The sequence below is a fragment of the Streptomyces bluensis genome (assembly GCF_014650715.1).
Lineage (GTDB): Bacteria > Actinomycetota > Actinomycetes > Streptomycetales > Streptomycetaceae > Streptomyces > Streptomyces bluensis.
The window spans coordinates 209,116-222,112 of sequence record NZ_BMVM01000005.1 but is presented as its reverse complement, the minus strand read 5'-3'; the positions used below and the strand labels follow the sequence as shown (position 1 = coordinate 222,112).

The window sequence follows — 12,997 nt, the reverse complement described above, 5'->3', positions numbered from 1 at the left end:
CAAGGGCCCGCGGACCTTCAAGGGCCCCCGGGCCTACTGCTCCAGTGAGAGAGCGAAGACATGAGCCCTGGCCGTCCCGTCGGGCGCGGTCAGTGTGATCGTGGTGAGCTGTCTGCTCGCGTCGAGTTCGATCACCTGGTGGAAGACGGCGGCCTTGGTGGCCACGGGCCCGGTCGGGGTGTGGATCTGGCTCGTGGTCACCGCCTCGGTCTCGCCGTTCTCGGGGCCGGACGCCAGCCAGTTGGTGAGCGTGAGCCGCGCGGTCTCGCTGGTTCCGTCGGCGTAGCGGACCACCGCCGGGACGGTCACGGCCGCCGTGTCGCCCGCGCCGAGCACGTGCAGCTTCGCGTACGCGCCCCGCGGGACGGTGATCTCCTGTCCGGCCACGACGACGTTGTTGGTGGTGCCCTCGCTCCCGTTGGTGAAGAGGAAGGCGATCCCGTTGTCCGTCGTCTCCCCGGTCTGGGGCAGCTGGGCCATGGGGTACGTGCGGCCGGAGCCGTCGAAGTCCCCGTCGCCGTAGTACATCTCGGTGGTGATGCCGTCGTTGTCGAAGAAGCCGGTGAGGTCGATCCGGGTGACGGTGCCGCTCTGCGCCGGTTCCGGCAGGCCCCACGGGTCGGCGGGCAGGGTCACCTCCACCGGGGCGATCCTCAGGTCGGGCCGCGAGCCGGCCGGGTGGATCACCGCTTCTCCGTCCCGTGGCAGGTCCAGCTCCACCACGCCGTCGCCCAGGTCGCGCCAGGCGGGGGCCGGGCCGCCCACCCCGGTGACCGTGAGCCGCCCGCGCAGGGAGGGGCGTATCCGGCAGGGCTCCCCGGCGAGGCTGCGCACGCGGACCCAGCGGGTGGTGCCGCCCCGGCGGACGGCGCTGACCAGGAACGCGCCCTGGGTGCGGAAGTCGTGCAGCGTGACGTCCCGCCATGCGGCCGGGACGGCCGGGAAGACGCGGATCGTGTCTCCCCAGCTCTGGCACAGCATGTCGTGCAGGCTCTGCGCGGCGGACAGCGGTGTCTCGACGACGGGCCCGGCCTCGTAGTACATGGTGTTGGGCTGCACGAACCGGGCGACCAGCTCCCGCAGATACGTCAGCGAGTCGTCGCCCCGGCCCATCTGGGCGGTGATCGAGGCGGCGCCGGTGAAGCTGTAGCCGCGCAGGGCGCCCTCGAAGCCGATCCAGTGGTTCAGCGAGCGTTCGATCAGGTCACGCTGCTCGGGCTGCTCCCAGTTGACGAGGTGGAGGGGGTAGACGGAGAGCATGTGGGAGTAGTGCCGGTGGGACTTGGCGAAGGGGACACCGGCTCCGATCATGAAGCCGTTGTCGTCCACCGGGTAGTCGGTCAGCTTCTCCAGCACCTCCCGCCACTTCGGCTCCAGAGGGTCCCGGATGCCGAGCAGCTCCGTGGCCTCCAGCAGGGTCGTGCAGCTCCAGCGCAGCAGCGCCAGGTCGTAGTTGCAGTCGGGGGCGTTGCCGTACTCGGGTGAGTGGGTCGCCGGCAGGTGCAGTCGTCCGTCCTCGCCCTCGTACAGGAAGTGCAGGTAGTAGTTGACGGCGCGGCGCAGCAGTGGGTACAGGACGTCTTCCAGGACGCCACGGTCCATGGTGTGACGGTAGGTCAGCCACACGTTGTGCAGCGCCCAGGGCAGGTTGCCGACTTCCGGTGTGCTGCTGACGCCCGGGACGGCGACCGTGCCGCTGCTGTCGCAGGTGGCGTCGGTGGCGCGGCGCAGGCCCGCCGAGTCGGAGCGGTACTCGGGGCGCAGGGCGCCGATCAGGGTGCCGGTGTTCTCGGCGAGGGTGCGGGGGACGGCGTCCAGCTCCAGGTGGTTGGAGCCGTGCACCGCCCAGTACTCCAGCTGGACGTTGAGGTTCCACCACACGGCCGGCCAGGGGGTGGACTCCAGCCAGGGGCCGGTGGTCGCCATGATCGGCGCGTGCTCGCGGGCGCCGGAGGCGAGCTTGTAGAGCTGGATCCAGTAGAAGCTCTGCAGCATCCCGTCGGGGACGGAGAGGAAGCTCTTTCGGTAGAAGCGGTGCCACCACTCGCGGTGGGTGCGCAGCAGGCTGGAGACGGGCAGCGCGGACGCCTTGCGGACGGCCGTTCTGGCTCGGCCCTCGGCGTCAGTGCCGGGGTGGGAGTGAGCGACGGACAGGACGTACACACGGTCGTCGCCGAGCGTGCGCTCCCGGTGGGCGGTGACGGTCCGGCCGCCCGCGGCCAAGGGCTGGACGACGACACCCGTGCCGTCCTGCTCTCGCGTGATCACCGGATCGGGGTTGGGCTCCAGGCCCTCCGGAGGGTCCTCGCGGACGATGCGCGGGCTGACGGCGGGCGAGGGGACGAACTCCCAGCGGAAGTCCCGCTCCCCCGCGCTCGCCGTCGCGGTGACGAGCAGCAGCGTACGGTCGTTGTGGACCAGGGCACGCAGTTCGATGCTGCCCTTGTCCGTGGTGACGGTGCCGCTGATCTCGGCGTTCCACAGGTCCAGACGGAGGTCGGCACCGGTGATGGCGCCCACGGGACACAGGAGGAGATTGCCGACGGGCAGGCGGGCCAGGCCCCAGTTGTGGCCGAACTCCGGCCGGTGGTCCTGTACTTCGCTGTGGTGGACGGTGAAGCGCAGGGCGTTCGCCCCGGGTTCCCGGTAGACGATCGAGCCGAGCAGACCGTTACCGAGGAACGGGCCCTCGTACCAGGCGCGCGGCAGTCGCCTCCAGCGCGGGTCCTGTCCGGCGAGGAAGTCCCGCCACTCGCGGTCGGTCCGCATACCGGTGAGGGCCACGGAGCCGACGGCGGAGCCCGGTTGGTCCCTTGCCGGTTGGGCCGCTGCCTCTTCCGCGACGCCCATTCCGGTCGTTGCTCCGGCGGTGGCGCTCGCGGCGACGCGGCCCAGGAACCCCCGTCTGCTGACTGCCATCACCGATCTCCCGTCGCCGTGACACAAAATTGATCCGATGACTAGCTAGTCGGGAGGGTAGGAAGTGGTCAATGATGCGTCAATACTGCGGACACAGCGGGTATTTGCTCCGATGACTGGCTGACCAAGACGACGACTGGAGGCGGGACATGAGGAGACTGAGACACCTGTCCGTACTGGCCGCTGTGACGGCGCTACTGGCCCTCCCCGTCCAGGGACGGGCGCAGGCGCAGACGCAGACGGCGGGTCCCGGCCGCACCTACCATGTGGCTCCCTGGGGCAGCGAGACCGCTCACGGTTCGGCGCAGAGACCGCTGCGCACCGTCGGGGACTGCCTCTCCCGGGTCCGCCCCGGCGACACCTGCCTGATCCACCGCGGTACCTACCGCGAGCAGGTGAACCCGCCCTCCGGTACGAAGGACGCCCCGATCACCGTCGCCGCGTACGGCGACGGCCCGGTGACCGTCGACGGGACCGAGCCGGTGACCGGCTGGAAGGACGCCGGCGGCGGCCTCGTCGCCGCCGAGACCGACCTCCCCCTCGCCTTAGATTTCAACGCGGTGTTCCTGGACGGCGACCGTGCGGCCGAGGGCCGTTGGCCCAACTCCGGTCCCGACCCGCTGAACACCACCTGGGCCGAGGCCGACGCCACCTCCACCGACCAGCACGTCGACGACACCGACCTGCCCGACGCCGACTGGACCGGCGCCACCATGCACCTGTGGGCAGGGTCCAACCCCTGGGCCCAGCAGACCGGCACGGTGACCGCCGCCGCCCCCGGCAAGCTGGACTTCAAGGGCGGCAACTACCGCTGCCCGCCGCTGTGCATGGGCAACCAGAACTACCGCAACTACTACCTCGTCGGTTCCAAGGCGGCCCTCGACCAGCCGGGCGAGTGGTACTACGACAAGACCGCGCGCCGGTTGTACATGGTTCCGCCGAAGGACGGCATCGCCGGACACACGGTGACCGCCAAGCACCGGCTCTGGGGCGTCGACCTGAGCGGGAGCTCGTACGTCACCGTGCGCGGACTGAACCTCTGGGGCACGTCCCTCAGAACGGGCGAGGACAGCACGGGAGTGACGGTCGACCGGCTGCGCGCCACCTACATCTCGGAGTTCTCGACCCTCCCCATGCCACCGGACAGCGATCTGGCGATCCCACCGTTCGAAGGCCATATCGTGGCCTCCCGGATCCTCGACTCGGGCGTGCAGATCCTCGGGACCGGCAACACCCTGAAGAACAGCGAGATCTCCCGGTCGGCCGGGAACGGCGTGCTGCTGCGGGGCACCGGCAACACCGTCACCAACAACTACATCCACGACGTCGGCTGGATGGGCAGCTACACCCCCGGCATCGAGATCAACGGCAACGGCCACACGATCACCCACAACACCGTCCGGCGCACGGGACGCGCCTCCATCGACACCGCCTGGCAGCTCAACGGCACCGAGTTCCATGACAACCGCATCGCCTACAACGACCTCTCCGAAGCGATGCGCACCTCACGCGACGGCTCCCCCTTCTACGTGTGCTGCAGTCTGAACGGCACCGGCACCTCCATCGACCACAACACCTCGCACGACGCCGACGGCCAGGTCGGCTTCTACGTCGACAACTACTCCGGGTACTTCAAGCTGCACCACAACGTCGCCTGGAACACCGGCGCCCGGGGCACCTTCTTCAACGGCCACACCGGACCCAGCATCGCCAACGAGGACCACAACTCCAGCTACGGCGTGGGCATCAACGGCAACTCGGTGCTGCTCAGCGGCGCGACGGACGCCTCCGGCTCCTACATCAGCAACATCATCGGCCCGAAACCGATCAGCGCCACCCAGACCGGCGACCCGCTGCCGGTGGTCCGCTCCAACCTGATCAGCGAACAGCCCGGCTACACGGACGCGGTGAACGGCGAGCTGTGGCTGACGGCCGGCTCCCCCGCCATCGACGCCGGCGAGCCGATCGACGGCATCACGACCGACGTCCGGGGCGCGGGCCCCGACCAGGGCGCGTACGAGTACGGCGCCCCGATCTGGTCGACGGGCTGTGACCTGCCGGGCTGTCAGCAGCGGGTCCGGCACGGCACCTGGACGGCGACGGCGAGCGACGGGACGGACGCCTCCGCCGCCACTGACGGGGACATCAACACCCGCTGGACCGCGGCGAGTCCACAGCCCCCGGGGCAGTTCCTGACCGTCGACCTCGGCGAGGCCAAGACCTTCGGCCGGCTCTCACTGGACGCCGGCCGCGACACCAGCGGCCAGCCGTACGGCTTCTTAGTCGCCGTCAGCCGCGACGGCACGCACTGGAGCGAGCCGCTTGCCCGGGTCTCCGGCCGCTCCTTCACCCAGGACGCGGTGTTCCCCCGGCAGACCACCGCCCGCTATCTCAGGATCACCCTCACGGCGAGCGGACCCGTCCCCTGGGTCGTCAACGACCTGCGCCTGTACGGCGACGCACCCGACTCCGCCACCACGCTCCAGGCCGAGCGGGCCACGGTCGTACGAGGCGTGCGGCGCGGCACGGCGGCCACCGGCGTGCTCGGCTCCGGCGACTGGCTGGGCTTCCGCGAGGTGAACCTCGCCGGGGACCGGCTGACCGTGCGGGCCGCGTCCCCGTGCGCGCGGACCTGTTCGCTCCACCTGCGCCTGGACGCCCCGGACGGCCCGTTGCTGGGGGTGGTGCCCGTCCGGGGCGGCGGCGACGGAAAGTGGCAGGAGCAGTCGGTGCGCCTGAAGCGCGAGGTCACCGGCAGCCACGACCTCTACCTCGTCGCGGAGGGCGGACGCCGGGTCGCCGCTCTGGACTGGCTGACGATCCGGCCCTGACCAGCGCCGCCGATGCGGGCCGGGCGGCAGCGCACGGGGCTGCCGCCCGGGTTCGCGTTCAGTGCAGGTCGGCCCGCGCGGGAGCCCCGTCGACTTGAATGCCCTCGACGGGCATGCCCTCCACGGGAATGCCGCTGACGGGACTGTCGTCGAGGAAGCCACCCGACTGGTGCTGCCACAGCTTCGCGTACGCGCCGTCCGACGCGAGCAGCTCGTGGTGCGTGCCCTGCTCGATGATCCGTCCGCGGTCGAGGACGACGAGGTGGTCCATGGTGGCGACCGTGCTCAGCCGGTGCGCCACCACCAGCGCCGTCCGCCCCTCCATGAGCCGCCACAGCGCCTCCTGGACGAGGAGTTCGCTCTCGGAGTCCAGGGCGCTGGTGGCCTCGTCGAGCAGCAGGATCGGCGCGTCGCGCAGGATCGCCCTGGCGAGGGCGACCCGCTGGCGCTGTCCGCCGGACAGCTTGACGCCGCGCTCGCCCACCATGGTGTCGAACCCGTCCGGCAGCGCGTCGGCGAACTCCGTGACGTGCGCCGCCTCGGCGGCGCGGCGGATCTCGGCGTCGGTGGCCTCCGGCCGGGCGAACGCGATGTTGTCCCGCAGCGTGCGGTGGAACATCGCGGGTTCCTGGGGCACGTACGCGATCAGGCTGCGCAGGTCGGCCTGGCGCAGCCTGCTGATGTCCTGGCCCCCGATCAGGATCCGTCCGGCGTCGATGTCCGTCATCCGCAGCAGCAGCCGGGAGAGTGTGGTCTTGCCTCCGCCGGACCGGCCGACGAGACCGATCTTCGCCCCGCTGGGCACAGTCAGGTCGAGAGCCTTGAAGAGCGGCGCCGCGCCCGCGTGGGCGAAGGTCACCTGCTCGAAGCGGATGTCGGCGGCCCGGGGCCGCAGCGGCTCCGGCGACGCGGGGTCGAGCACGGTCGGCGGCACGAGCAGCAGTTCGGTGAACTGCGCGGCCTCCGTCATCGAGCTCTCCATACGGCGGTAGATCTGGTTGAACTCGAACATGATCCGCGTCGCGTTGGTGTAGTACGTGAAGGCGACCACGACCGCCTCCACGCCGTGCCCGCCCCCGCCGAGCGTGACCGCCAGCAGCAGGCCCAGGACGTTGGTCAGCACGGACATCGGCGCGACCAGGGTGTCGATCCGCAGATTGCCGTAGTCCCACGCCCTCAGCGAGAGCCTCCGTGACTCCGCCACGCGGGAGCGGTGCTCGGCGGCCTCGCGGTCCTCGGCGGCGAACGCCCGGACCGTGTCCATGTTCATCAGACTGTCGGCGACATGGCCCGAGACCCGGGCGACTGCCTGCTCGCGCTGGGCGACAAGCGCCTGGCGACGGCGGATGAGGGGCACCACGCACACCGCCGTCACCGCGATCATCACCAGGAGCCCGACCACGAGCAGCGGTTCGTAGCGCCACAGCACCACCGCACCGAACAGCAGCGGCACGAAGTTGCCCACGACCGAGAACGTCAGCGTGTCGACGAACTGCTCGAAACGGGAGGCGAAGCTCAGGACCCGCTTGGTCAGCGAGCCGGCGAAGTTGTCATGGAAGAACGCGGCGTCCTTGGCGAACAGCTCGTCCATGCCGATCACGTACAGGTGCTCGATGCCGCGGGCTTCGAGCCGGTTCAGGCAGTGCAGGCCGACGCGCCACACCGCCTCCGCGAGCAGCAGGGCGCCGGCGAAGCCGAGAACGTACGGCAGTGCGGAGCCGGCGGTGGCACCGGTGTCGCCGGCGATGCCGCCGACGAGCTTCGCGACGACCAGCGGCGCGATGTAGTAGAGGCCGATGTTGCCCAGCGCCGGCAGCAGCATCCCGGGAATCGTCAGCCACCGGAGCCGGAGCAGTTCCCGTCGGTAGTAACGAAGTGCGAGGAGCACCGAGCCCTTGCCCGGCAATGCGTCGTGCGACTCAGGAGATCCCATCCCCCTGCCTTCCGGTACTCGCACGTCGAAAGCGCCGCGAGAACGGCAGTTTCCCGCGACGGCACCCGTGACGTCCAAGCGTTTTTTTCAGCCGCACGGATGCGCGGAGTTCGTCGAGGGAGGTGCAGGTGAAGAGCGTGGATGTGTCCTGTGGAACAGCGCAGCCCAACATCGCGGCCGAACATCGAGGCCTCATATTGAGCCGAATATGGAGGCCGGACATTGAAGCCGACTCCGATACGCACACAAGTCTCAAACCATTCGCACGCGACTTCGAATCGAAGTGAATATCGGAAAATGATCCGCGCCTTTGGGCTGCGTGAATTCCGGAGCACACTCGCTTCGCCGCGCCCCCGGGAGGACCATGGAGATGAGCGACCGAGGGAGGCCCGCCATGAAGACCGGAGCCTCGTACGACGACCGCTGGCTGTACGCGCACACGCCCTCCCAGGCCGAGGGCGAGCGCGACGAACCGGCCGAGAGCGCGGCCGTGGAACAGCATCCGGATGTCCCCAGGACCGAGCCGTCCCAGGCGGAAGGCGAGCGAGTGGACGACACACCGACCGCATGACCCTACAGATGATCAACGAACGGTGCCCTTCCGGTCTCGGGTCACCGCTGCTGGTGGGACAGCCTCTGTGCCAGCGCGGGGATGATCACAGCGGCGGCCACCACATGGGACACGGCCAGGACGATCTGGGTGGACGTGGCCGTGTGAGGGGCGAGGGCCGGGGGGACGAGGGACAGCGCGGTGAGTGCGACGGTGGTCACCGTGAAGGTGCGGGCGGGCCGCCTGGCCCAGCGGGCGAGAGCCACCGCGAGGATGATCCCAGGTACCGACCAGAACAGCACGCCGCCGGCGAAGCCGCCCATCGGGATCTCCGCGGCCTCCTCGGCCCCGGGACTGGCCGCGTCCATCGGCACACCGGCAGCCCGGGCGGCGAGTGCGAACGCCTCGGTCACGACGGCACCGGCGAGGGCCGCCAGGACACCGACCAGCCATACGGAGCGCGCGGCCAGGAAGCGGGGGGAACGAGGCGTGGACGGGGACTGAGCGGTGGTCGATGTCCGGGGCGCGGTCTCACTCATGGCACGGTCTCCTGTTCAGCGTTCGGGTATGCCTTTCGCGGGGGTAGACCGAGGAACGCCCCAGAACTCAGCGGTTCCCAGAGGATTTCTCCGGACCTAGGGCCGGGGCACTAGTCACCGCTTGCGGTGTTGTCCCTCGGCACGAGCGTCCGGCGCGCCCAGAAGCCCAGCAGTACGGTCCCGCCGACCAACAGCGGTACCGGGTCGCCGGCGAGGGGAGCCAGCGCGTATCCCAACGCCATGACCGTGAAGACGGTCAGGGGAACGAACGCCGAGGCGCCCTCCGTCCCCAGCCGCAGTGCCGATCCGCCCGTGCCCAGGACGCTCGCGCCGCCGGGCACCCAGGGGCCCGCGGCGAGCACCAGCAGGCCCGCGGTGTTGAACACATCCGCCAGCAACGGCGTGTCCTCAGGGGTGTACGGGTCGGACTTCCACAGCCGCAGGGTGTCACCGACCAGCATGAGGGCCAGCCCGGCTGCCGCCACCCCCACAGTGACCCTTTGGTCGCCCCGTACAAGGCCGCACAGGGCGAACAGAAAGCTGAGGAACGCGGCTTCGGCGGCCCACAGAACACCCACCATTCCCGTCTCCAACTGCCAGTCCTCACCGGTTCCCCGGAGCAGGACCCAGCCCGTCAAGAAGACGGACCCGGCTGTGACGATCCCGTCCAGCACGCGCGGCAGCCACATGCGCCGGCCTGTACCGGCATCGGTCGCGGCCATCAGACCCGCCACTCCCAGCCCGACCACCACCGTCACCCCGGTGACCACCACCGAACCGAGCAACGGCCGCACGTCCAGCCCCCAGACCCGAGGGTGAGCCGACACCACGTCGACCGCAGCCCGGTACACCCCTCCGGCCGCCGCGGAACCCGCCAACAGCAGCAGCCGTGTCCGTACCCGGCCGCTCATCCCTGACGCACGGAGCGCCAGGGAAACCGCCAACGTCCAGCAGGCGACCGTCGGCCCGTATCCCTGCATGTGCAACCCCAACATCAGGTGCGCCTCTCAACCGGCACCCGCTCGCAGGACACCCCTGCGGCCGCCCGATCACTCGGAGACCGTAAAGGACTCACCACCAGCGCCGAACGGAAAAGTCGGTTGATTCACTCGTACTGTGTAAAAGGAGGGGTTACCGGCCTCGCCCTTCGGCTCCGCTCAGCCGCGTCACGGTCCCCGGTTCACCGTGCCGGTCAGGGCGTTCAACACGGCGTCGCGTGCCGGGTTGTGCCCTGTGGACGGCCAGGCGGCGCTCAGATCGGTCAGGGGCGGATCGGCCAGTGGCCGGTAGGTGAGGCCTTCTCTGCTGATGGCCTGCTGGGAGGCGGGGACGAGAGAGATACCCGTGCCGGCTGCGACGAGTGCGGTGATGGTCTGCATCATGACCGCTTCCTGCACCACCGTGGGGAGGGTCCCGTCCGCGCCGCGGCAGTACGCGGTGATCAGGTCGTACAACCAGGGTCCTTCGCGGCGTGGGAAGAGGACGAACGGCTGTCCGTGCAGGTCCGTGGCGGTGAGTCGCTCGTGTCGCGTGAGGGGGTGATCGGCCGGGAGTGCGCAGACGAGGGGCTCCCGGGCGACGAGGCGCGTGCGCAGCCCCGGTGGGAGAGGTGAGGGCGGGCGGAGGAGGCCCAGGTCGATTGCGCCGCGGGCGAGCGCGTCGATCTGTTCCGCGCTGGTCAACTCGCGCAGGACCAGCTTCAGCTCCGGGTGCCGTGCGCGCAGCGTCGGCAGGGCACGGGGCAGGAGGGCGTCGGTGGCGGAGCCGACGAAACCGATGGTGAGCGGGCCCAGTTCACCGGCGGCGGTGCGCCGGGCGATCCGGGCGGCCCGTCGAGCCTGTTCCAGGGTGCCCCGGGCTTCGGCCAGGAAGGCGCGGCCGGCCGGCGTGAGCGTCACCCGGCGCCTGGTTCGGCTGAACAGTTCCACACCGAGCGCGGCCTCCAGGCGGCGGATCTGCTGGGAGAGCGCCGGCTGGGCGATGCCCAGACGCGCGGCGGCGCGGGTGAAGTGCAGCTCTTCGGCGGCGGCAACGAAATATCTGAGCTGGCGCAACTCCATGGGCTCAACTTATAAGCGTCGCCGATGAGTTGATACCCGGTGATTGATTGATGCTCTCCGTGGCGCTGTCTAGCGTCGGGCGCCATGCGCAGACGACACTTTCTGACACTGGCCGGCGGGACCGGGGCGGCCATGGCGCTCGCGCCGCCGGGGACTGCCGCAGCCGTGCCGGGCGCCGACGGGCTCGTACGGAACGATCTGCGGGTGAGGGGGCCGGGCGGAGCACGCGTCTTCGTGCGCGAAGTACGGCCCGCCGGGACGGCCGGGCGGGTCGGGCGGCCGTTGCTGCTGGTGCACGGGGCCAGGCCCGGCGGCACCGCGGCGTTCGACCTGCCCGTCCGCGGCGGCTCACTCGCCGCGGAACTCGCCGCGGCGGGATACGCGGTGTACGTGATGGACGTGCGCGGCTTCGGATACTCGGACTACCCGGCCGAGATGGGCCAGGACCCCGCCGCTCACCCTCCGTTGGTGCGCTCCGCCGAGGCGGTCGTCGACATCGGCACCGTCGTGCGCCTGATCCGCGCCCGCCGAGGCCGGTGGCCCGCGGCCTTCGGCTGGGCCACCGGCGGTCACTGGCTGGCCATGTACGCCGCTGTGTGCCCGGACCGGCTCACCCACCTGGTGCTGCTCAACTCGCTGTACTCGGTGGCAGGTCCCTGGCCGCTCCAGCAGGAACTGGAGGACCCCGACCGCCCAGGGCACCCCCGCCCTCAGCCGGCCTGGCGGGCGGTGACGGCCGACTCCCTGACCGCCCGCTGGGATGCGGGCCCGGCGGACGAGCCCGCGGGCCCGCGCCGCGACCCGGTGGTGAGGCACGCCTACCGCGCCGCCGCGCTGCGCGCCGACCCGACCAGCCACACCCGTACCCCGCCCAGCTTCCGCAACCCCACCGGACCGCTCGTCGACGCCTTCCACCTCGCGCAGGGACGGCAGTTCTACGACGCGGGCCGCATCCGGGCCCGCACCCTGGTGCTGCGCGCGGAACTGGACTTCTGGTCGCGCCCGCAGGACGGCGAACGGCTCGCCGCGGATCTCACCCGCGCCGACGCCGTACGCGTCCGCACGCTGTCCGGAGCCTCGCACTTCCTGCACCTGGAGCGCGCCCCCTACGGCCGGGGCGAACTGCTGGAGGAGATCCGGACCTTCGTGCCGTCGAACGGGCCGATCGGGGGCGGCTCCCGAAAGACCGTTCCGGAGTGAGACTCAGTCCTGCCGGGCGAGGGTGCGCACGATACGGACGAAGTCGGGGACGAGCGGGTTGGGGGTGTCGTCGTGCGGCCAGGCGATGGCGATGCGCAGGGGGTCGATGTCGGTGATGGGCCGCCAGGTCAGATCGGGGTGGGAGTAGTAGGCGGCCATCGATTCCGAGCCGATGCAGACGGCGTCGGCGGCGGCGACGTGTTCGAGCATCTCCTCGACGTTGTCGTTCTCCGGGCCCCACACCGGCTCGGAGCCGTCGGGGCGCGGGTTGACGGCCCACCAGTCGACCCATGCGGTCGGTGCGCGGCGGGTCCACATCAGGGGCTCGTCGCGGATGTCGTGGAGGGTGACGCTGTCCGACGCGGCGAGCGGATGGGTGCGGGCCATGGCCACCCAGCGCGTCTCGGTCGCGATGATCTCGGCGTGGAGCCCGGAGGTGTCGGCCGGCAGCCAGAGGAACGCCACGTCCACCAGTCCGTGGCGCAGTGCGTCGGCCTCGCCGCCCCAGGGGAAGCGTTTCGGCTCGACCGTGGCGTCCGGATGCCGCTGGGCGAACACCGACCGGGCTCGGCGGGCGAGCGCACCGCCTCCGGTGGCCACGAAACCGAAGCGCAGGACCTTGCGGTCGCCTGCGGCGGTGGCGCGCACGATGTGTGTGGTGCGCCGCCAGTCGGCCAGGTGGCGGCGCGCGGCGTCGAGCAGCACCTCTCCGGCCCTGGTGAGCCGGACCTCGGTGGTGCTGCGTGTGAACAGCTCGGTGCCGAGCCGGGTTTCGAGCTGGCGGATCTGGCGGCTCAACGAGGGCTGCGACACGAACAGTTCCTTGGCCGCCTGGGTGAAGCTGAGCCGCTCGGCGACCGCGACGAAGTAGCGCAGCACTCGTGTGTCGATGTCCATGGCCCCGCCCGAGTCGAACCCCATGCCTCAAGCGTATGAGCGCAGGTATTGGACGCCGGAGTGCCTGC

The 12,997-nt window shown here is 70.7% G+C and carries 9 protein-coding genes; 3 read left to right on the top strand and 6 right to left on the bottom strand.

The features are described 5' to 3' along the window. Positions 1-33 precede the first annotated feature (33 nt). A complete protein-coding gene (locus IE262_RS15960) occupies positions 34-2,919 on the bottom strand; it encodes a glycosyl hydrolase family 95 catalytic domain-containing protein (protein ID WP_189874318.1) in 2,886 nt (961 codons plus the stop codon). A 149-nt stretch (positions 2,920-3,068) separates the two neighbouring features. Here IE262_RS15960 and IE262_RS15955 point away from each other — a divergent pair, with 149 nt between their 5' ends. After that, positions 3,069-5,750: a discoidin domain-containing protein gene (locus IE262_RS15955; protein WP_189874315.1), complete on the top strand. Its 2,682-nt coding sequence runs from the start codon at positions 3,069-3,071 to the stop codon at positions 5,748-5,750. A 58-nt stretch (positions 5,751-5,808) separates the two neighbouring features. Here IE262_RS15955 and IE262_RS15950 read toward each other — a convergent pair whose 3' ends face one another. Continuing rightward, on the bottom strand, positions 5,809-7,683 hold the full coding sequence (locus IE262_RS15950) for an ABC transporter ATP-binding protein (protein WP_189874313.1): 1,875 nt from the start codon (positions 7,681-7,683) through the stop codon (positions 5,809-5,811). A 394-nt stretch (positions 7,684-8,077) separates the two neighbouring features. Between IE262_RS15950 and IE262_RS15945 the strand changes: the two genes are divergently transcribed. Continuing rightward, entirely contained in the window at positions 8,078-8,254 is a 177-nt protein-coding gene (locus IE262_RS15945; protein ID WP_166681657.1) for a hypothetical protein, read from the top strand. 41 nt (positions 8,255-8,295) lie between these two features. Here the strand turns inward: IE262_RS15945 and IE262_RS15940 are convergent, their stop codons facing one another. The 3 genes from IE262_RS15940 to IE262_RS15930 form a co-directional block, all read right to left on the bottom strand. Beyond that, complete coding sequence (locus IE262_RS15940) at positions 8,296-8,772, bottom strand: DUF6069 family protein (protein ID WP_189874311.1); 477 nt, start codon at positions 8,770-8,772, stop codon at positions 8,296-8,298. 110 nt (positions 8,773-8,882) lie between these two features. Beyond that, positions 8,883-9,767: a hypothetical protein gene (locus IE262_RS15935; RefSeq protein ID WP_229877281.1), complete on the bottom strand. Its 885-nt coding sequence runs from the start codon at positions 9,765-9,767 to the stop codon at positions 8,883-8,885. Between the two features lie 171 nt (positions 9,768-9,938). Beyond that, on the bottom strand, positions 9,939-10,832 hold the full coding sequence (locus IE262_RS15930; protein WP_134037238.1) for a LysR substrate-binding domain-containing protein: 894 nt from the start codon (positions 10,830-10,832) through the stop codon (positions 9,939-9,941). Positions 10,833-10,916: 84 nt separating this feature from the next. Between IE262_RS15930 and IE262_RS15925 the strand changes: the two genes are divergently transcribed. Next, positions 10,917-12,032: an alpha/beta fold hydrolase gene (locus IE262_RS15925; RefSeq protein WP_189874309.1), complete on the top strand. Its 1,116-nt coding sequence runs from the start codon at positions 10,917-10,919 to the stop codon at positions 12,030-12,032. Positions 12,033-12,035: 3 nt separating this feature from the next. Here the strand turns inward: IE262_RS15925 and IE262_RS15920 are convergent, their stop codons facing one another. Then, positions 12,036-12,953 (bottom strand): LysR family transcriptional regulator, encoded by a 918-nt coding sequence (locus IE262_RS15920; RefSeq protein WP_229877280.1) that lies wholly within the window; start codon positions 12,951-12,953, stop codon positions 12,036-12,038. Between the last annotated feature and the right edge of the window lie 44 nt (positions 12,954-12,997).

What these genes read in the sequence shown, in the direction of transcription:
- IE262_RS15960 (WP_189874318.1), bottom strand. Translation starts at nt 2,919, where the DNA reads ATGGCAGTCAGCAGACGGGGGTTCCTGGGCCGCGTCGCCGCGAGCGCC.
- IE262_RS15955 (WP_189874315.1), top strand. Translation starts at nt 3,069, where the DNA reads ATGAGGAGACTGAGACACCTGTCCGTACTGGCCGCTGTGACGGCGCTA.
- IE262_RS15950 (WP_189874313.1), bottom strand. Translation starts at nt 7,683, where the DNA reads ATGGGATCTCCTGAGTCGCACGACGCATTGCCGGGCAAGGGCTCGGTG.
- IE262_RS15945 (WP_166681657.1), top strand. Translation starts at nt 8,078, where the DNA reads ATGAAGACCGGAGCCTCGTACGACGACCGCTGGCTGTACGCGCACACG.
- IE262_RS15940 (WP_189874311.1), bottom strand. Translation starts at nt 8,772, where the DNA reads ATGAGTGAGACCGCGCCCCGGACATCGACCACCGCTCAGTCCCCGTCC.
- IE262_RS15935 (WP_229877281.1), bottom strand. Translation starts at nt 9,767, where the DNA reads ATGTTGGGGTTGCACATGCAGGGATACGGGCCGACGGTCGCCTGCTGG.
- IE262_RS15930 (WP_134037238.1), bottom strand. Translation starts at nt 10,832, where the DNA reads ATGGAGTTGCGCCAGCTCAGATATTTCGTTGCCGCCGCCGAAGAGCTG.
- IE262_RS15925 (WP_189874309.1), top strand. Translation starts at nt 10,917, where the DNA reads ATGCGCAGACGACACTTTCTGACACTGGCCGGCGGGACCGGGGCGGCC.
- IE262_RS15920 (WP_229877280.1), bottom strand. Translation starts at nt 12,953, where the DNA reads ATGGGGTTCGACTCGGGCGGGGCCATGGACATCGACACACGAGTGCTG.